The 19,034-nt window shown below is 52.6% G+C and carries 13 protein-coding genes, 1 tRNA gene and 3 rRNA genes; 5 read left to right on the top strand and 12 right to left on the bottom strand.

Annotated features, from left to right (window positions below):
- Window positions 1–111: 111 nt before the first annotated feature.
- The 4 genes from LBF07_RS09355 to rrf (LBF07_RS09340) all read left to right on the top strand — a co-directional run bounded on the left by LBF07_RS09355 (window position 112) and on the right by rrf (LBF07_RS09340) (window position 3,450).
- Window positions 112–3,016: ribosomal RNA gene (locus LBF07_RS09355) — 23S ribosomal RNA — on the top strand.
- A 69-nt stretch (window positions 3,017–3,085) separates the two neighbouring features.
- Window positions 3,086–3,201: ribosomal RNA gene (gene rrf / locus LBF07_RS09350) — 5S ribosomal RNA — on the top strand.
- A 14-nt stretch (window positions 3,202–3,215) separates the two neighbouring features.
- Window positions 3,216–3,291 (top strand) — tRNA-Thr (locus tag LBF07_RS09345).
- Between the two features lie 43 nt (window positions 3,292–3,334).
- Window positions 3,335–3,450 (top strand): 5S ribosomal RNA (gene rrf, locus LBF07_RS09340).
- Between the two features lie 142 nt (window positions 3,451–3,592).
- Here rrf (LBF07_RS09340) and LBF07_RS09335 read toward each other — a convergent pair.
- The 7 genes from LBF07_RS09335 to LBF07_RS09305 form a co-directional block, all read right to left on the bottom strand.
- The gene (locus LBF07_RS09335) at window positions 3,593–4,351 is read right to left on the bottom strand and encodes an amino acid ABC transporter ATP-binding protein (protein WP_023309440.1); all 759 of its coding nucleotides are present in this window, start codon (window positions 4,349–4,351) and stop codon (window positions 3,593–3,595) included.
- A gap of 7 nt (window positions 4,352–4,358) precedes the next feature.
- Window positions 4,359–5,462: an amino acid ABC transporter permease gene (locus LBF07_RS09330; RefSeq protein WP_033146777.1), complete on the bottom strand. Its 1,104-nt coding sequence runs from the start codon at window positions 5,460–5,462 to the stop codon at window positions 4,359–4,361.
- 9 nt (window positions 5,463–5,471) lie between these two features.
- On the bottom strand, window positions 5,472–6,653 hold the full coding sequence (locus tag LBF07_RS09325) for an amino acid ABC transporter permease (protein ID WP_023309438.1): 1,182 nt from the start codon (window positions 6,651–6,653) through the stop codon (window positions 5,472–5,474).
- Window positions 6,654–6,720: 67 nt separating this feature from the next.
- On the bottom strand, window positions 6,721–7,746 hold the full coding sequence (locus LBF07_RS09320; protein ID WP_023333654.1) for an amino acid ABC transporter substrate-binding protein: 1,026 nt from the start codon (window positions 7,744–7,746) through the stop codon (window positions 6,721–6,723).
- A 473-nt stretch (window positions 7,747–8,219) separates the two neighbouring features.
- Window positions 8,220–8,441 (bottom strand): lipoprotein, encoded by a 222-nt coding sequence (locus tag LBF07_RS09315; RefSeq protein ID WP_008502867.1) that lies wholly within the window; start codon window positions 8,439–8,441, stop codon window positions 8,220–8,222.
- Window positions 8,442–8,744: 303 nt separating this feature from the next.
- Window positions 8,745–11,858 (bottom strand): efflux RND transporter permease subunit, encoded by a 3,114-nt coding sequence (locus LBF07_RS09310; RefSeq protein WP_094934486.1) that lies wholly within the window; start codon window positions 11,856–11,858, stop codon window positions 8,745–8,747.
- Between the two features lie 11 nt (window positions 11,859–11,869).
- Window positions 11,870–13,009: an efflux RND transporter periplasmic adaptor subunit gene (locus LBF07_RS09305; protein ID WP_047059010.1), complete on the bottom strand. Its 1,140-nt coding sequence runs from the start codon at window positions 13,007–13,009 to the stop codon at window positions 11,870–11,872.
- Between the two features lie 385 nt (window positions 13,010–13,394).
- Here LBF07_RS09305 and envR point away from each other — a divergent pair, with 385 nt between their 5' ends.
- The gene (envR, locus tag LBF07_RS09300; RefSeq protein WP_072057700.1) at window positions 13,395–14,114 is read left to right on the top strand and encodes an acrEF/envCD operon transcriptional regulator; all 720 of its coding nucleotides are present in this window, start codon (window positions 13,395–13,397) and stop codon (window positions 14,112–14,114) included.
- Here envR and LBF07_RS09295 read toward each other — a convergent pair.
- The 5 genes from LBF07_RS09295 to LBF07_RS09275 all read right to left on the bottom strand — a co-directional run bounded on the left by LBF07_RS09295 (window position 14,030) and on the right by LBF07_RS09275 (window position 18,949).
- The gene (locus LBF07_RS09295) at window positions 14,030–16,111 is read right to left on the bottom strand and encodes a bifunctional diguanylate cyclase/phosphodiesterase (protein ID WP_094934485.1); all 2,082 of its coding nucleotides are present in this window, start codon (window positions 16,109–16,111) and stop codon (window positions 14,030–14,032) included. The genes envR and LBF07_RS09295 overlap by 85 nt on opposite strands.
- 139 nt (window positions 16,112–16,250) lie before the next feature.
- A complete protein-coding gene (locus LBF07_RS09290; protein ID WP_008502862.1) occupies window positions 16,251–16,415 on the bottom strand; it encodes a DUF2556 family protein in 165 nt (54 codons plus the stop codon).
- 177 nt (window positions 16,416–16,592) lie between these two features.
- Complete coding sequence (gene fis / locus LBF07_RS09285; RefSeq protein WP_000462905.1) at window positions 16,593–16,889, bottom strand: DNA-binding transcriptional regulator Fis; 297 nt, start codon at window positions 16,887–16,889, stop codon at window positions 16,593–16,595.
- 23 nt (window positions 16,890–16,912) lie between these two features.
- On the bottom strand, window positions 16,913–17,878 hold the full coding sequence (dusB, locus tag LBF07_RS09280; RefSeq protein ID WP_023309409.1) for a tRNA dihydrouridine synthase DusB: 966 nt from the start codon (window positions 17,876–17,878) through the stop codon (window positions 16,913–16,915).
- 330 nt (window positions 17,879–18,208) lie between these two features.
- On the bottom strand, window positions 18,209–18,949 hold the full coding sequence (locus LBF07_RS09275; protein WP_033146772.1) for a carbonic anhydrase: 741 nt from the start codon (window positions 18,947–18,949) through the stop codon (window positions 18,209–18,211).
- Between the last annotated feature and the right edge of the window lie 85 nt (window positions 18,950–19,034).

Here is a 19,034-nt window from a genome sequence, read left to right as displayed (position 1 = left end):
TTTGCTCTTTAAAAATCTGGATCAAGCTGAAAATTGAAACGACACACATGTTATGTGTGTTCGAGTCTCTCAAATTTTCGCAATCAGAAGTGAAACATCTTCGGGTTGTGAGGTTAAGCGACTAAGCGTACACGGTGGATGCCCTGGCAGTCAGAGGCGATGAAGGACGTGCTAATCTGCGAAAAGCGCCGGCGAGGTGATATGAACCTTTGACCCGGCGATGTCCGAATGGGGAAACCCAGTGTGATTCGTCACACTATCGTTAACTGAATACATAGGTTAACGAGGCGAACCGGGGGAACTGAAACATCTAAGTACCCCGAGGAAAAGAAATCAACCGAGATTCCCCCAGTAGCGGCGAGCGAACGGGGAGCAGCCCAGAGTCTGAATCAGCTTGTGTGTTAGTGGAAGCGTCTGGAAAGTCGCACGGTACAGGGTGACAGTCCCGTACACGAAAGCACACAGGTTGTGAACTCGAAGAGTAGGGCGGGACACGTGGTATCCTGTCTGAATATGGGGGGACCATCCTCCAAGGCTAAATACTCCTGACTGACCGATAGTGAACCAGTACCGTGAGGGAAAGGCGAAAAGAACCCCGGCGAGGGGAGTGAAAAAGAACCTGAAACCGTGTACGTACAAGCAGTGGGAGCACCTTCTTGGTGTGACTGCGTACCTTTTGTATAATGGGTCAGCGACTTATATTCTGTAGCAAGGTTAACCGTATAGGGGAGCCGAAGGGAAACCGAGTCTTAACTGGGCGTTAAGTTGCAGGGTATAGACCCGAAACCCGGTGATCTAGCCATGGGCAGGTTGAAGGTTGGGTAACACTAACTGGAGGACCGAACCGACTAATGTTGAAAAATTAGCGGATGACTTGTGGCTGGGGGTGAAAGGCCAATCAAACCGGGAGATAGCTGGTTCTCCCCGAAAGCTATTTAGGTAGCGCCTCGTGAACTCATCTTCGGGGGTAGAGCACTGTTTCGGCTAGGGGGCCATCCCGGCTTACCAACCCGATGCAAACTACGAATACCGAAGAATGTTATCACGGGAGACACACGGCGGGTGCTAACGTCCGTCGTGAAGAGGGAAACAACCCAGACCGCCAGCTAAGGTCCCAAAGTCATGGTTAAGTGGGAAACGATGTGGGAAGGCACAGACAGCCAGGATGTTGGCTTAGAAGCAGCCATCATTTAAAGAAAGCGTAATAGCTCACTGGTCGAGTCGGCCTGCGCGGAAGATGTAACGGGGCTAAACCATGCACCGAAGCTGCGGCAGCGACGCTTAGGCGTTGTTGGGTAGGGGAGCGTTCTGTAAGCCGTTGAAGGTGTGCTGTGAGGCATGCTGGAGGTATCAGAAGTGCGAATGCTGACATAAGTAACGATAAAGCGGGTGAAAAGCCCGCTCGCCGGAAGACCAAGGGTTCCTGTCCAACGTTAATCGGGGCAGGGTGAGTCGACCCCTAAGGCGAGGCCGAAAGGCGTAGTCGATGGGAAACAGGTTAATATTCCTGTACTTGGTGTTACTGCGAAGGGGGGACGGAGAAGGCTATGTTAGCCGGGCGACGGTTGTCCCGGTTTAAGCATGTAGGCGGAGGTTCCAGGTAAATCCGGTACCTTTTAACGCTGAGGTGTGATGACGAGGCACTACGGTGCTGAAGTAACAAATGCCCTGCTTCCAGGAAAAGCCTCTAAGCATCAGGTAACATCAAATCGTACCCCAAACCGACACAGGTGGTCAGGTAGAGAATACCAAGGCGCTTGAGAGAACTCGGGTGAAGGAACTAGGCAAAATGGTGCCGTAACTTCGGGAGAAGGCACGCTGATATGTAGGTGAAGCCCCTGCGGGTGGAGCTGAAATCAGTCGAAGATACCAGCTGGCTGCAACTGTTTATTAAAAACACAGCACTGTGCAAACACGAAAGTGGACGTATACGGTGTGACGCCTGCCCGGTGCCGGAAGGTTAATTGATGGGGTTAGCGGCAACGCGAAGCTCTTGATCGAAGCCCCGGTAAACGGCGGCCGTAACTATAACGGTCCTAAGGTAGCGAAATTCCTTGTCGGGTAAGTTCCGACCTGCACGAATGGCGTAATGATGGCCAGGCTGTCTCCACCCGAGACTCAGTGAAATTGAACTCGCTGTGAAGATGCAGTGTACCCGCGGCAAGACGGAAAGACCCCGTGAACCTTTACTATAGCTTGACACTGAACACTGGTCCTTGATGTGTAGGATAGGTGGGAGGCTTTGAAGCGTGGACGCCAGTCTGCGTGGAGCCGACCTTGAAATACCACCCTTTAATGGCTGGTGTTCTAACGTAGACCCGTGATCCGGGTTGCGGACAGTGTCTGGTGGGTAGTTTGACTGGGGCGGTCTCCTCCCAAAGAGTAACGGAGGAGCACGAAGGTTAGCTAATCCTGGTCGGACATCAGGAGGTTAGTGCAATGGCATAAGCTAGCTTGACTGCGAGAGTGACGGCTCGAGCAGGTGCGAAAGCAGGTCATAGTGATCCGGTGGTTCTGAATGGAAGGGCCATCGCTCAACGGATAAAAGGTACTCCGGGGATAACAGGCTGATACCGCCCAAGAGTTCATATCGACGGCGGTGTTTGGCACCTCGATGTCGGCTCATCACATCCTGGGGCTGAAGTAGGTCCCAAGGGTATGGCTGTTCGCCATTTAAAGTGGTACGCGAGCTGGGTTTAGAACGTCGTGAGACAGTTCGGTCCCTATCTGCCGTGGGCGCTGGAGAATTGAGGGGGGCTGCTCCTAGTACGAGAGGACCGGAGTGGACGCATCACTGGTGTTCGGGTTGTCATGCCAATGGCACTGCCCGGTAGCTAAATGCGGAAAAGATAAGTGCTGAAAGCATCTAAGCACGAAACTTGCCCCGAGATGAGTTCTCCCTGACCCTTTAAGGGTCCTGAAGGAACGTTGAAGACTACGACGTTGATAGGTCGGGTGTGTAAGCGCAGCGATGCGTTGAGCTAACCGATACTAATGAACCGTGAGGCTTAACCTTACAACGCCGAAGCTGTTTCGGCGAAGAGACAGAGACGATTTTCAGCCTGATACAGATTAACAGAATTTGCCTGGCGGCTTTAGCGCGGTGGTCCCACCTGACCCCATGCCGAACTCAGAAGTGAAACGCCGTAGCGCCGATGGTAGTGTGGGGTCTCCCCATGTGAGAGTAGGGAACTGCCAGGCATCAAATTTAGCGTGCTGATATGGCTCAGTTGGTAGAGCGCACCCTTGGTAAGGGTGAGGTCCCCAGTTCGACTCTGGGTATCAGCACCACTTTATACTTAGGGTAAAGTTCGGCAAGAAGTAAAAGAATTTGTCTGGCGGCTTTAGCGCGGTGGTCCCACCTGACCCCATGCCGAACTCAGAAGTGAAACGCCGTAGCGCCGATGGTAGTGTGGGGTCTCCCCATGTGAGAGTAGGGAACTGCCAGACATCAAATAAGAAGAACCCCGTACCGTAAGGTGCGGGGTTTTTTGCTTTGTGCGGTCTGAAAAGTCGGGTGGCGGCTTCGCCTTACCCGACCTACATAGCCCAGAGGCCCGGCAGGCAACGCGCCACCGGGCAAGACACCAGATTAATGAATCACCTGCGACAGGAAGGCTCGCGTACGTTCTGACTTAGGATGCGCAAAGAACTCATCCGGTGGCGCCTGCTCAACAATCTCCCCGCGGTCCATGAAGATCACCCGGTCGGCCACGGTTCGCGCAAACCCCATCTCATGCGTCACACACAGCATGGTCATGCCGGATTGTGCCAGCCCAATCATGGTGTCCAGAACCTCTTTCACCATTTCTGGATCGAGGGCAGATGTCGGTTCATCAAACAGCATAATTTTCGGCTTCATACACAGCGAACGGGCGATAGCCACACGCTGCTGTTGGCCACCCGATATCTGGCCAGGGAATTTATTGGCATGCTCTGCGATACGTACGCGTTCAAGGTAGTGCATTGCCAACGCCTCCGCTTCCTTTTTCGGCATCTTTCGTACCCAAATCGGCGCAAGCGTACAGTTCTGCAGAACGGTCAGGTGCGGAAACAGATTAAAGTGCTGAAATACCATTCCTACTTCCTGACGTACGCGTTCGATATTGCGGATATCTTCATTCAGCTCGATACCATCAACCACAATGCGTCCTTGCTGATGTTCTTCAAGATGATTAATACAGCGAATGGTTGTGGATTTTCCGGAGCCCGAAGGGCCGCAAAGGACGATGCGTTCTCCCTGCTTTACCTTAAGATTAATGTCCCTCAGGACATGAAATTGTCCGTACCATTTATTCACATTTTCCAGCGTAATCATCGCGTCGGCGGGTGTCATAGTTATTTGGCTCATAATTTCCTCAGTGCGGTGTACGCCCGGTGTTAAAGCGCTTTTCCAGATGCTGGCTGTAGCGCGACATGCTAAAACAAAAGATCCAGTAGATCAGGGCAGCAAAGACATATCCTTCGGTGGACATACCCAGCCAGACAGGGTCAACGGTTGCCTGTTGCACGCTGCTAAAGAGATCGAACAATCCGATAATGATCACCAGGCTGGTATCCTTGAAGAGGGCAATGATCGTGTTGACCAGACCCGGAATGACCAGCTTGAGTGCTTGTGGAAGAATGACCAGTCCCTGCGTTTTCCAGTAACCGAGAGCCAGTGATTCCGCAGCTTCGTACTGGCCCTTAGGCAACGCTTGCAGACCACCACGTACAACTTCAGCGACATAGGCGGACTGGAAGAGAATCACCCCCACCAGGGCACGGATCAGCTTGTCGATGGTTGTTCCCTCTGCCATAAACAGCGGCAGCATGACCGACGACATAAACAACACGGTGATAAGCGGTACGCCGCGCCAGAACTCAATGAAGATAACGGAGAGCACACGGACGATCGGCATTTTTGAACGCCGTCCCAGGGCCAGTAAAATCCCCCACGGTAAAGCACCAGCTATCCCCACTGAAGCGATAATCAGCGTCAGCGTCAGCCCGCCCCACTGGCGTGTTTCAACGCGTTCCAGTCCCAGGAAACCGCCATACAACAGTACCCAGACAATAATCGGATAAACTACAGCCCAGGCAGCAATATAGCGTCCACGCTGAGGCAGCTTTTTCCAGAACATAGCCGCGACAGAGAGCAGGCCGATAACCAGCGCCAGATTTATCCGCCAGCGCTGTTCATGGGGATACAATCCATACATGAACTGACCGAAACGCTCATGAATAAACACCCAGCAGGCGCCGGCTTTTGTACAGTCAGCTCGGGTTGAACCGACCCAGTTGGCCTGTAAAAACGCCCAGTTCAGCAGGGGAGGAATCAATTCCCACATGAGCCACAGGCAGACAATCGTCAGCAGGCTGTTACTCCAGCTGGAGAACAGATTCTTACGCGCCCACAGAATGAAACGCCCACCTGTCGAGTTGGCAGGGCGCGAGGAGTGCGACAGTATCGCTTTTGTCATCATAGATCCTTAGCGCTCGACCAGTGCTATACGGCGGTTATAAAGGTTCATCAGCAGTGAAATCACCAGGCTGATGATCAGATAGACAGACATCGTGATGGCGATGGTTTCAATGGCTTGTCCGGTCTGGTTAAGCACGGTTCCGGCGAAGAGTGACACCATATCCGGGTAACCAATGGCAGCGGCCAGCGACGAGTTTTTGACAATATTGAGATACTGGCTGGTCAGGGGGGGAATGATGACCCGTAAAGCCTGCGGAATGATGACCTGGCGAAGCGTCACGGTATGGGGCAATCCCAGCGAGCGTGCCGCCTCGTGCTGTCCATAAGGTACGGCCTGGATCCCTGCACGGATGATTTCTGCGATAAAGGCGGACGTATAAATCGACAGCGCCAGCGTCAGGGCTGCCAGCTCGGGAATTAATACCATCCCGCCCTGAAAGTTAAAGCCCCGCAGATGTGGAATATCCCAGTGCAGCGCTGCCCCAAACAGCCAGTGTGCTATTAGTGGCAGGCTAACGATCAGGACAGCTGCCGTGGGCCAGGTCCTACGAAGCTGACCGGTTTTGATCTGATGCTTGCGGTTAAAACGGAATACCCCCGCAGAGAGCGCAAGCGCTATCACAATCGCGCCGATAAAAGCGTACAGTCCTTCACCCGGTTGAGGAGAAGGAATGGACAACCCACGGTTACTGAGGAAAAACAGCTCAAACGCGTCGACGGCCTGGCGGGGACCGGGAAGGTTACGCAGTACGGCGAAATACCAGAAGAAGATCTGCAGGAGCGGGGGGATATTGCGGAACGTCTCGATGTAAACAGTCGACAGTTTCCGCAGAAGCCAGTTTTCAGAAAGACGCGCCAGGCCAATAAAGAAGCCCAGTATCGACGCGAAGACGATACAAAGCGCCGATACCAATAGCGTATTCAGTAAACCGACCACGAACACGCGTCCGTACGTGTCACCTTCCTGGTAATCAATAAGGTGCTGAACAATACCGAACCCCGCGCTGCGATCTAAAAACGCGAAACCGGAAGTAATGCCGCGGTTATTCAGGTTGGTGATGGTGTTATGGATGAGATACACGGCGATGAGAACAACCGCAACAATAGCAATAATCTGGAATAGCCAGGCGCGGACCGCGGGATGAGAAAAGGATAGCGATCCTTTTACGGCTGAGCGGCGATGGGACATAAAGAAACCTCAGTAACCATGACTCTGGAGTGGGCACTGCCGGAGCAGTGCCCGTTACAGCTATGACTTAACGTACTGGTGGTGCGTACTGAATACCGCCGTTGTTCCAGAGATTGTTCTGGCCGCGTTTGATCTTCAGCGGGCTTTCCGATCCCACATTGCGCTCAAAGATCTCAGAGTAGTTGCCCACCTGTTTGATGATGTTGTAAGCCCACTTGTTATCCAGCTTCAGATCCTTGCCGAAATCACCTTCTTTACCGAGCAGGTGTGCCATATCCGGGTTGGATGGCTTAGCGGCTTTCTCATCAACGTTTTTAGAGTTGATGCCCATCTCTTCTGCGTTCAGCATAGCAAACAGCGTCCAGCGAACGATGGAGAACCAGTCTTCATCGCCACGACGAACGACGGGGCCGAGAGGCTCTTTGGAGATGACTTCAGGCAGGACAATCCACTCTGCCGGGTTGCTCAGCTTAATGCGTAAGGCATACAGCTGTGACTGGTCAGAGGCCAGCGTGTCGCAACGGCCGGATTCCAGCGCTTTGGCCGATTCATCCGAGCGGTCGAATGTCACAGGGGTGTATTTCATGTTGTTTGCTTTGAAATAATCCGCGACGTTCAGCTCGGTATCGGTGCCCGCCTGGATACAAACGGTGGCGCCATCCAGTTCCTTGGCGCTTTTCAGGCCCGCTTTATTGTGGGTCAGGAAGCCGATGCCGTCATAATAGGTCACGCCCGTAAATGACATCCCCATGCCGGCATCACGGGAGGAAGTCCAGGTGGTATTACGGGAGAGCATGTCGACCTCACCGGACTGCAGCGCCGTAAAGCGTTCTTTCGCCGTCAGCGGGGTATATTTTACTTTGCTGTCATCGCCAAAAACGGCGGCTGCAACGCCACGGCAGACATCCACATCAATACCGGTAAATTTGCCGTTCGCATCGGCATAAGAGAAGCCAGGCAAACCGTCACTGATACCACATTGAACAAAACCTTTCTTTTTAACGGCATCCAGTGTCGTTCCCGCATGGGCTTGACCGGCTACGGCAAACAACATGCCTGCAGCGGCCAGGCTGGCTATCATCGTCTTTTTCATAATGCATCCTGTGTGGCGAAATTTATCGTTATAGAGGCGTTTTTAAACGCTTTACCTGTCTGTGGCTTTGGCCAACGTTTATAAAGCAAACGTAATGCCAGTTTTGCGTTCGACAAAATAAGAGACGAGTGAACGCTCAATGCTGAGTGTAGACAGGCTTAAATAAAACGAGCGCCCCGAAACGGTGCGAAATTACAACCTGTGCCACAAATCGGAGCAAAAGTTGCGAGTCGGGTCAGGAAAAAGAAGAGATAGTTTTCAGCGTGAATATTGGCAGGGTATTCAATAATCTTAATGTGTGAAAATCATCACGATAGAATAAGTAATTTGAATGAATATGCGAAAAAGCTGTGACTGACTTCAGGCTTAGATTAATTTAGTGAATAAATACAGGGCTAATTTTTTACTTATTTGAAAATATTGCACTCATTAAAAGCAAAAGCGCGGCCAGAGCCGCGCTTTCTCAACAGATGTTACTTCGTCAGGGCAACAATACCCAGCGTCAGACCCGCTACTGCGGCAGCACCGCCGGCGATAGCACCCGCAGTCTCCCAGTTATCCTGGGTGGTGCCTTTCATACAGGTATTGGTATGAACCAGTCGGCCTTGATCGTCGTAAACCGGTACACATGGAGAGTCGTGCGCGCAACCAGCAAGCAGCGCAGCGAGAAGTGCAACGGAAATGAATCTTTTCATGATGTTACCTCAGTATTATTTCTCATCCGCTATAAAGCCAGGAGGGCTATTAACGAACTGGAGGTTATTTTACCACCGGGGTAAGTCCTCGTTACACGAGGAATAATCTCAAATTATGTAGTTTGTAAAAATCGTGGAGAAAAGTCGGTTTCAGGAGGAATTAATGGAGAAATTATGGAGTTGTAAGAGACTGTTTTCACTTAATGCAAATCATCATATTCTTAATGCTTCCTTTATGTAAAACCTAATTCGTTGTTTAAGTTAAAAATAAAAAGGCACCAGAGGTGCCTTTTCAGGGAAACATTAACCTTTATGGTGAGTAAACCGTCGCCGAACAACCACAAAGAAAACGGGCACGAAGAAAATCGCCAGAAGCGTTGCGGAAAGCATTCCCCCCATAACGCCCGTACCGACGGCGTTTTGCGCGCCGCTCCCGGCCCCGGTGCTGATCACCAGCGGCATGACGCCAAGAATAAAGGCCAGGGATGTCATCAGGATCGGTCGAAGGCGCATCCTGGAAGCTTCCAGCGTGGCTTCAATAATGCCTTTGCCTTCTTTATCCATCAGGTCTTTAGCAAATTCGACGATCAGGATGGCGTTTTTCGCCGATAAACCAATCGTCGTCAGCAGGCCGACCTGGAAATAGACGTCATTGTTTAACCCGCGCAGCGACGCTGCGAGAAGAGCCCCAATGACCCCAAGCGGCACAACCAGCATAACGGAGAACGGAATGGACCAGCTTTCATACAGCGCAGCCAGGCACAGGAACACCACGATCAGTGAAATGGCGTACAGGGCAGGCGCCTGGTTACCCGAGAGCCGCTCCTGATAAGACATCCCCGTCCAGTCATAGCCGATGCCGGAAGGCAGTTTTGCCGCGAGACTTTCCATCATAGCCATGGCCTCACCGGTGCTTTTACCCGGGGCTGATTCACCCAGGATCTCCATAGAGGGCATCCCGTTATAGCGTTCCAGACGAGGTGAACCATACACCCAGCGAGCGTTGCTGAAGGCGGAGAACGGGACCATTTCCCCATTCGCGCTGCGTACGTAAAGGTTGTTAATATCTCCCGGCAACATACGGAATTTTGCGTCGGCCTGTACGTAGACCTTTTTCACTCGGCCATGATCGATAAAGTCATTCACATAGGTGCCACCTAAGGCCGTCGAAATCGTCTGGTTGACGTCAGAAAGGCTGACGCCCAGCGCCTGCGCTTTCTCCTGATCGACATCAAGCTTGAACTGAGGCGTATCTTCAAGTCCGTTAGGGCGCACGCGAACCAGCAGGTCAGGGTGCTCATGCACCATGCTGAGCAGTTGGTTACGCGCCTGCGTCAGCTGGGTATGCCCCAGGTTGGCCTGATCGATCAATTCAAAATCGAAGCCCGTGGCGGTACCCAGTTCGATAATTGCAGGCAGGTTAAACGGGAACACGAGGCCATCTGTAATTTGACTGAAGGCTTTTGTCGCGCGACCCACAATGGCTTCAACGCCGTTTTCCGCCCCCGGGCGCTCCTCCCAGGGCTTCAGGCTGACGAAGGCGATACCAGCGTTCTGACCCTGGCCGCTAAAGCTAAAGCCGTTTACGGTAAAGACGGATTCCACGTTCGCCTTTTCGTTGTTCAGATAGTAGTCCTGAACCTGATCGAGGACCTGCTGAGTACGCGTCTGGGTTGCACCCGCCGGGAGTTGAACCATCGTCATAAACACCCCCTGATCCTCTTCGGGCAGGAAGGAGGTAGGCAAGCGCAGGAAGAGCACCGCCATCCCACCGACGATAATGATGTACACCGCCAGATAGCGCCCTGTCTTACGCAAAATACCGCTCACGCTGTTGCTGTAGTGCTCCACGCTTTTATCAAAGAGCGCATTAAACCAGCCGAAGAAGCCACCTTTCTTCTCATGATGGTCGCCGGATACGGGCTTAAGCAACGTTGCGCAGAGTGCGGGCGTAAGGATTAGCGCAACCAGTACGGACAACGCCATAGCGGAAACGATAGTCAGCGAGAACTGGCGATAGATCGCCCCCGTCGAGCCGCCAAAAAAGGCCATCGGAATAAAGACCGCCGAGAGCACCATGGCGATCCCCACCAGTGCACCCTGGATCTGCTCCATCGACTTCTGCGTGGCCTCTTTCGGCGGCAGTTTGTCTTCGACCATGACGCGTTCAACGTTCTCAACGACCACGATAGCGTCATCGACCAGCAGACCTATCGCCAGCACCATACCGAACATCGTCAGGGTGTTGATGGAGAAACTGAATGCCGCCAGAACCGCAAAGGTACCCAGCAGAACGACCGGCACCGCGATAGTCGGGATGAGCGTCGCCCGCAGGTTTTGCAGGAACAGGTACATGACCAGGAAGACGAGAACGATCGCTTCAAACAGGGTCTTCACCACTTCGTGAATGGAGATTTTCACAAAAGGGGTGGTGTCGTAGGGATAGACAACTTTCAGCCCCTGCGGGAAGAACTGCTGCAGTTGCGCCAGCTTGCTCTTAATGGCTGCCGCGGTGTCCAGCGCATTTGCCCCGGTTGCCAGCTTAATCCCCAGGCCGGTTGCCGCCTGCCCGTTGATTTTAGTGACCATGTTGTAGTTTTCGCCACCCAGCTCAATACGAGCCACGTCCTTCAGATGAACCATCGAGCCGTCCTGATTCACCTTGAGCGTCACGCGGCCAAACTCCTCCGGTGATTTCAGGCGGGTTTGCGCGATGATCGAGGCATTCAGCTGCTGCCCGGGAATGGACGGCGTTCCGCCCAGCTGGCCTGCCGCTATCTGGTCGTTCTGCGTTTTCAGCTGGTTGATAATATCCTGCGGCGTCAGCTGGTATTTGTTCATCGCATTGCTGTCGAGCCAGATGCGCATCGCATATTGAGCGCCAAACAGCTGAACGTCACCGACGCCAGACGTTCGGCTGATGGCATCTTTGACGTTCGAAGCGACATAGTCAGAGATGTCATTCTGCGTGAGATTTTTGTTGTCTGAAACAAAGCCGGCGACCAGCAGGAAGCTACTGCTGGATTTCTCCACGCCAATCCCTTGCTGCTGTACCTCTTGCGGCAGCAGCGGCATGGCGAGCTGCAGCTTGTTCTGCACCTGCACCTGGGCGATGTCCGGATCGGTTCCTGACTCGAAGGTCAGGGTGATGGTGACGTTACCCGCTGAATCGCTGGTGGAGGACATATACATCAGCTTATCGATACCGTTCATGTTCTGTTCGATAACCTGGGTCACGGTATCCTGCACCGTTTGGGCGTCGGCTCCCGGGTAGGTCGCGGATATCGCCACCGCGGGAGGGGCAATGGTCGGATACTGTGCGACGGGAAGTTTGAGAATGGCCAGCCCGCCTGCAATCATCAAAATGATGGCAAGTACCCAGGCGAAAACCGGTCTTTGAATAAAGAAATTAGCCATGTCGTCGTCCCTTAACCGGCTGGCGTCGTGGTGATATCAGGCGTGGCGACGACGGTTACCCCGGGTCTGACTTTCTGTAGCCCGCTGACAATCACGCGGTCACCGTTTTTCAGCCCTTCCGTCACCAGCCAGCGATCGCCAATTGCCTGAGGGGCCACGACGGTTCGCGGCTCAACCTGATTTTTATCATTCACCACCAGGACGGTTGCATCGCCTCGCGGTGTACGGGTCACGCCTTGCTGTGGTACCAGAATCGCCTCCGGCTGGGTGCCTTCATCAATGCGGGCGCGAACGAACATGCCGGGTAACAACAGATGCTGAGGGTTCCGGAAAATGGCGCGCAGGGTAATCGAGCCGGTACTTTCATCGACCGTGACGTCAGAGAACTGCAATGTGCCTTTTAGCGGGTAGGGCTGCCCGTTCTCCATCAGCAGCTCAACGTTGCTGGCGATATCACCTTTTTGCAGGCTTGTCTGTTTCAGGCGCATAAAATCATTACTGGACTGGGTGACATCAACATAAATCGGATCGAGAAGCTGGACCGTTGCCAGCGCTGCGGCTTGCCCGTTCGTCACCAGCGCCCCTTCGGTCACGCTGGATTTTCCGATACGACCATCAACCGGAGAGGTCACTTTGGTGTAGGCAAGGTTGATACGTGCGCTCTCAACACCCGCTTTTGCGGCAACCACGCTGGCATCTGCCTGCTGAGCCGTCGCCACGGCCTGGTCATACTCCTGCTTACTGACATACTGGGTGCCTACCAGAGGGAGATAACGTTTCACCGTCAGGTGCGCAATATTGGCCGCCGCCTGAGCCTTCGCCAGTTCGCCTTTCGCGCTGTCATAGGCTGCCTGATAGGGCGCAGGATCAATCTGGTAAAGTGACTCGCCCGCTTTTACATCGCTACCCTCCGCGAAGTTACGGCGCAGGATAATGCCGCTAACCTGAGGACGAACCTCCGCAACGCGAAATGCATCTGTTCTGCCCGGGAGTTCAGTGGTGACCGCCAGAGGCGCGCTTTTCACAATATGCACGCTGACCTGAGGCGCCTGCTGGTGTTGCCGTTGATTTTCCTGACCATCGCATCCAGTGAGCAGTACCGCGCAGACAATGAAACCGGATAAGGGCAAGCGTCTGAAATGATTCGTCATTACTGTTCCTTTAAATACCCATTCACCGATATATGCCGCGAATCGGTAGCAGGGGCAGAGGGATAAAAATAAAATGTAGCTGCGTATAATAATGAGGGTATTTAATGTTTTTTAATTTATAAGTGCGAATGACCATGCTCGTAGAAAAAATCAGAATCAGACCGGGTCCATTCAGGGATATACTTCAGGCATGTTAATCAGGTAAATGAGTTTAATGTTTTTAATTATTCACTCCGCCAATTTAATTGGAGCGATATATTTATATTGATTATAAATTAAGAGGGGTGACTTTTTTTGTGCAAAATTAAAACGGATTTTAGTGAATACTTACATTTGCATGAACGCAATATTACTTTTAAACCTTGTGAGTAACGAGTAGTTGCCTATGGCGCGTAAAAAGAAAGAAGAGGCTCAACAAACCCGGCAGCAGCTGATTGAGGCGGCTATTGAACAGTTTGCGACGCGGGGCGTAGCCAGCACGACGCTGACGGATATCGCTGATGCTGCTAAGGTGACGCGCGGCGCGATCTACTGGCACTTCACCAGTAAATCTGAAATATTTAATGCCATCTGGGAACAGCAATTACCGCTTCGCGAGATTATTCACGACAGGCTTTCCTTTTCCGATAGTGACGATCCATTGTTAAAACTTCGTGAGCAATTTATTACTGCGCTGCAGTATATTGCCCATGAACCCCGGCAATGTGCGCTTTTACAAATTCTGTATCATAAGTGTGAATTTAGCAGCGATATGATTTCTGAACGTGAAATTAGAAAGCGTATCGGATTCAACGATGACACGCTACGCGCCGCGCTGGAGACCTGTATTTCGCGAAACATCATTTCGCCACAGGTGAATGTTGATCTCACCTTGATTGTATTCCACGGTTTTTTTAGCGGAATAATTAAAAACTGGTTAATGAATAACGACAGTTTTAATCTTTATCAGCAGGCTCCCGCTCTGGTCGATAGCATACTGGCGACACTCCCGGTTATTCGCGTGTCGCCAGATGAGGGTGCTTACTGTTCAGCGCCAGGTAACATTTCCCCTCGGGCACAAAGTGCTTCTATGGTCTGCGCGCTGACGGGTTTACCTAACAGATAACCCTGAAGGGTGTTACAGCCCAGCTCGGTTAAAAAGGCTTGCTGCGCTTCGGTTTCCACACCTTCAGCCACAACTTTCAGGTTAAGTGTTTTAGCGAGAGCCACAATCGCAGAGACAATAGTGGCATCCTCGCTCTCGCCGCTGAGCTCTTGCACAAACGCCCTGTCGATTTTCAATTCACAGGCCGGTAAGCGCTTGAGGTACAGCAGGCTCGAATATCCGGTGCCAAAATCATCAATGGAGGCCTTCACCCCCGCATTCGTCAGCTCTGTCAGCACGCGTATGCTCTCATCCGGGTTGCTCATCGCCGTGGTTTCCGTCACTTCGAGGATCAACATTTCCGGTGGCACCTGGTGAAGTGCCAGGCAGTCGAGAACCGTTTTAACCAGCGAAGGTTGTTCAAACTGCAGTGTCGACAGGTTTACCGCCATTGACCAGCTTTGATGTCCCTGAAGATGCCATTCCCGCAGCTGGCGACAGGCTTCATTAATCACCCAGTTGCCAATCGGGACGATCAGCCCCGTTTTTTCCGCCAGCGGCAGAAAAAGGTCCGGCGTCAGTAACCCCTGCTTAGGATGCTGCCAGCGCAACAGCGCCTCGAATCCGAGGACCGGGCCCGCCGGGGCGTGAAATTTTGGCTGATACAGCAGGCGCAGCTCATTGCGATCGATCGCCATCCACAGATCGTTCATTAACTGGAGATGGGTCTGCGCCAGGGTGTTCATGGAGGGCTGGAAGAAGTGATAACCGTTACGGCCCATATGCTTCGTGTGATACATCGCCGCGTCGGCGTTAAACATCAGCTCACGCTCGGTTTTGCCGTCGTGAGGGTACAGCGCGATACCAATGCTGAGGGTCACCACCAGTTCATAGGGGCTAAGATTGAACGGGCTATCGATCGCGCGCACCAGCGAATTCGCCAGCGATGCCGCGTCGTCCGGACCTTCTCCCTCTGCCAGCAGAACAAATTCATCACCGCCGATACGTGCAAGGGTGAACTGGCCCTTCAGGAGAAGCAGCAGGCGCTGCGTAACGGCGACCAGCAGCCTGTCACCGACATCATGGCCGTAGGCATCATTGATGGCTTTAAAGCCGTCAAGATCCATGAACATCAGGGCAAAGTGATTCCCTTCACGATCGGCTTTGCTGATGGCCTGATCGAGTCTGTCTTCCAGCAGGATACGGTTGGGCAGACGCGTCAGGGTATCGTGTAGCGCCAGCTGAGCGAGTTCCCGGTTAGCTTCTGCCAGCGACGAGGCCAGCAGGGCGGTGCGTGCCTGAAGGCGGGCATCCAGCATCGACACCAGCAGGGTGATCCCAAGAATTGAGAGCGCGACCACGCTGACCAGAACCGCCAGCCAGCTCCCGTTGATACCCTCATGGTGAACCATTGTGGACATCGGAAACTGCGCCGCTTTCATCCCGGCATAGTGCATGCCGGCAATGGCAATGCCCATCGTGATGGCGGCACCCATGCGCATCAGCACGACCTGCGCGGCTTCGCGACGCAGGCGGAAGGTCAGCCATAATGCCGCGAGCGAAGCGGCAAGCGCAATCACGATCGAAATGGCCACCCAGACCTTGTCCCAGATTATCCCGGGCATCACCTCCAGCGCCGCCATGCCGGTGTAATGCATGGCAACAATACCGCTTCCCATCACCAGCGCGCCGGGCAGCAGTCGACGCAGGCGTAGTTGCTCGCAGCTCACAAGCCATAGCGCAAATAGCGACGAACCCACGGCGATGACCATAGATAAAACCGTCAGGGTGGCGTTGTAGCTCATGCTCATGGAGAGATCCATCGCCAGCATGCCGATAAAATGCATGGCCCACACGCCAATCCCCATAGCAATACCGCCGCCAGCCAGCCAGACGCGGGCAGCGACACCCTGACTCCCGGCGACGCGTGCAGCCATGTTCAGCGCGGTATACGCAGCAAGAATGGCAACAACAAAGGAGAGGACGACAAGGATAGGGTTGTATTGGCTGACCAGCATGGACGGTTCTACTCGAGTGTGGGGTTACGCTAGAGCGGTTGAGAAGGGCGAGACATTATCACCGTCAGGTAATGGCTCAAAGGGATTTAAATCCCCGTTTTTAGTGGGTAATAACGGGGTGATTTGCGCAATCGGGCGGTTAGTCGAGCTCTGAGCAGTTCACGAGTTTCAGCGGATTGACGGAGTTCATATTGCGACACTTATCGGTTTCGGTGCTCATCAGTTCAATCCACTGCATCAGGAGTGCATCGAAAATGAGAACGGAGATTGCAAAAACAACCAGCCACCAGTATTTACGAATCATTGTGTCATTCCGCAGGAAGATCGCCACTAAGGTGGGGGAAATATACACGAAAAACCGGGGTTGAAAAGCAGGAGAGGCGAAGGTTTACAATGCGTTGACGGAGAAGCGCAGGTAATAAAAAAGGCGCTTCCCCATGCCGAAGAGCGCCTTTTTAAACAAGCATTTAACTGATTAGTATCAGTTCATGCCGTATTTTTTCAGTTTCTTACGCAGAGTACCACGGTTGATACCCATCATCAGCGCAGCGCGGGTTTGGTTACCGCGGGTGTATTGCATCACCATGTCCAACAGTGGCTGTTCAACTTCAGCCAGTACCAGCTCATACAGGTCATTAACATCCTGACCGTTCAGTTGAGCAAAATAGTTCTTCAGTGCCTGTTTAACCGAGTCACGCAGGGGCTTTTGAGTTACCTGGTCCTGAGAGTTAACGGTAGAAACGGTCAGTACGTCAGAATTTACGCGTTGTTCGAACATAGTTCTGTCAGCTCTTTATTTCATTACGCAAGATTTTCGAAGTATGCCTCCAACGCCTCCAGCTGTACGCTGGCATCCTCTATGGCGTTGAATGTGCGCCGAAACTGGTCATCTGGAGCGTGCTCCTGGAGATACCAGGAGACGTGTTTACGCGCAATTCGGTACCCTTTTGCCTGACCGTAGTGGTCATGCAGTTCCCGAACATGCGAACAAAGCAAGCGCTTAACCTCTGCCAAAGGCAGCGGGGCAAGCAGCTCCCCAGTGTCCAGATAATGCTGGATTTCCCGGAAGATCCAGGGTCTTCCCTGAGCTGCACGTCCTATCATCAGAGCATCAGCTCCCGTATAGTCGAGTACAGCCCTGGCTTTAAGCGGGTCAGTTATGTCGCCATTCGCGATAATCGGAATGGAAACTTTCTGCTTAACTGCCCGAATGCTGTCGTATTCAGCTTCACCGTTGAACAAACAGGCGCGAGTGCGTCCATGGATGGTCAGGGCCTGAATGCCACAGTCTTCGGCCAGTTGGGCAATCTCTACACAGTTACGGTGTTCCGGCGACCAACCCGTGCGAATCTTCAACGTAACAGGAACGTCCACCGCGCTGACAACCGCCGTCAGGATAGCTTTCACCTGGTCGGGGTATTGCAGAAGGGCTGAACCTGCAAGCTTGCGATTCACCTTTTTGGCCGGGCACCCCATATTGATATCAATAATCTGGGCACCACTTTCCACGTTAATCCGCGCGGCATCTGCCATCTCTTCAGGCACGCTTCCGGCAATTTGCACGGTGCGAATACCTGGTTCATCAACGTGCACCATCCGAAGGCGGGATTTATCGCTTTCCCAAACCTGCGGGTTAGACGACATCATCTCGGATACGGTTAAACCGGCTCCCATCTCGTAGCACAGCGTCCTGAACGGCCGGTCTGTAATACCTGCCATTGGGGCTGCGATCAGGCGATTTCTAAGCTGGTGGTGTCCGATGCGCATGAGTTAAGAAATGACCATACTGTGACTGCAAGGCGGCGTATATTACGCATTTTTTGCACGAGATGAAAGGCCAAACTTTGAACAATCCACTGTTGTAGATCAAGGAATCGCCGCCCAATCTTCTCGTTAAAAATTATTCATTATTTAAATCATTAAGTTATATGATAATGGTTATTTTATGGGCGCTTACAATTTCCCGTAACTTCTCATCATTTCTGAATAAATGCGTCGCTGAAGCGGGATAATCTGCTGTTTTTAACAGCAGATTTCCCTTCTTCTTTGCGATCTGCGTCGCATTTTAGAACATGATCGTCATGCGAAAAATGCCTGTTATTCGACCACGACGCGCCCATGCAGCGACTGTACCGGACGGTTATTATCGTGATGCATTGTCCGGGTGAATCTGGCAAGTTGTTCTGCAGAAACCGTCAGGGGCTGTTTAAGTACAATCCAGGTAACGCCTTCTGAACACGGTGGAGTGGTCAGTGAACCGCTAAAGCGCCAGTACGTTTTATTTTTTGGCAGCAGTTTGTTCAGGTTGAGATCCTGTTTGATGGAGACGTTCTGCTCGGCCTGCTGAGGCATAACGCGCCACAGTTTTTCAAGCTCCGGGTTTGCGGCCCCTTTATCAAACATGACCGCCACCACCGTCAGTTCCCCACTGGCATTTTTATGAACCAGATGCATTTCCATCGCGTATCTCTTGCCATGTACGGTGTTTTCGCTCGGCGCGTGGAAATGGAACTGCTGTAACGTCCAGGTTTGCTTATCGAGAGTAAGGGTATCGCGGGTGTTCGCCTGTTCACCTGCCTGAATGGTATGGCCATTGTTCGTCAGTGTAACAGGGCCATCAACGTAGTGGGTTTGTAGCGGGGAGAGATGGGCGTTAGTGGTCGAATCAATATTAACAGGAGACTGGTTCATACCGCTTTGACAGGTCTTATATGCCTCGTCCATCTCGCCCCAGTGTTGCGGTGAACCTTCCCCTTCATAGCTCCAGTGTGATGCAAATGCTGAAGCCGAAATCATGCTCAGCGCCAGCAGCGCTGCCTTGCCTGTAACGTGTGTCATCATATTCTTCCGGTGAATTTTTGTAATACAAATCAACATGATTTGTAGGGTTATTTTACCGAAGAATGAACGGGGGAGAGAGGAT

The sequence above is a fragment of the Enterobacter cloacae complex sp. ECL352 genome, from assembly GCF_020149545.1.
Classification (GTDB): domain Bacteria; phylum Pseudomonadota; class Gammaproteobacteria; order Enterobacterales; family Enterobacteriaceae; genus Enterobacter; species Enterobacter asburiae_B.
The sequence above is the reverse complement of the archived record's forward strand: the minus strand, read 5'-3'. Positions and strand labels throughout refer to the sequence as shown.

Bases quoted from the DNA above. Each gene is read 5' to 3' on its own strand.
- LBF07_RS09335 (WP_023309440.1), bottom strand. From the start codon at position 4,351: ATGAGCCAAATAACTATGACACCCGCCGACGCGATGATTACGCTGGAA.
- LBF07_RS09330 (WP_033146777.1), bottom strand. From the start codon at position 5,462: ATGACAAAAGCGATACTGTCGCACTCCTCGCGCCCTGCCAACTCGACA.
- LBF07_RS09325 (WP_023309438.1), bottom strand. From the start codon at position 6,653: ATGTCCCATCGCCGCTCAGCCGTAAAAGGATCGCTATCCTTTTCTCAT.
- LBF07_RS09320 (WP_023333654.1), bottom strand. From the start codon at position 7,746: ATGAAAAAGACGATGATAGCCAGCCTGGCCGCTGCAGGCATGTTGTTT.
- LBF07_RS09315 (WP_008502867.1), bottom strand. From the start codon at position 8,441: ATGAAAAGATTCATTTCCGTTGCACTTCTCGCTGCGCTGCTTGCTGGT.
- LBF07_RS09310 (WP_094934486.1), bottom strand. From the start codon at position 11,858: ATGGCTAATTTCTTTATTCAAAGACCGGTTTTCGCCTGGGTACTTGCC.
- LBF07_RS09305 (WP_047059010.1), bottom strand. From the start codon at position 13,009: ATGACGAATCATTTCAGACGCTTGCCCTTATCCGGTTTCATTGTCTGC.
- envR (WP_072057700.1), top strand. From the start codon at position 13,395: ATGGCGCGTAAAAAGAAAGAAGAGGCTCAACAAACCCGGCAGCAGCTG.
- LBF07_RS09295 (WP_094934485.1), bottom strand. From the start codon at position 16,111: ATGCTGGTCAGCCAATACAACCCTATCCTTGTCGTCCTCTCCTTTGTT.
- LBF07_RS09290 (WP_008502862.1), bottom strand. From the start codon at position 16,415: ATGATTCGTAAATACTGGTGGCTGGTTGTTTTTGCAATCTCCGTTCTC.
- fis (WP_000462905.1), bottom strand. From the start codon at position 16,889: ATGTTCGAACAACGCGTAAATTCTGACGTACTGACCGTTTCTACCGTT.
- dusB (WP_023309409.1), bottom strand. From the start codon at position 17,878: ATGCGCATCGGACACCACCAGCTTAGAAATCGCCTGATCGCAGCCCCA.
- LBF07_RS09275 (WP_033146772.1), bottom strand. From the start codon at position 18,949: ATGACACACGTTACAGGCAAGGCAGCGCTGCTGGCGCTGAGCATGATT.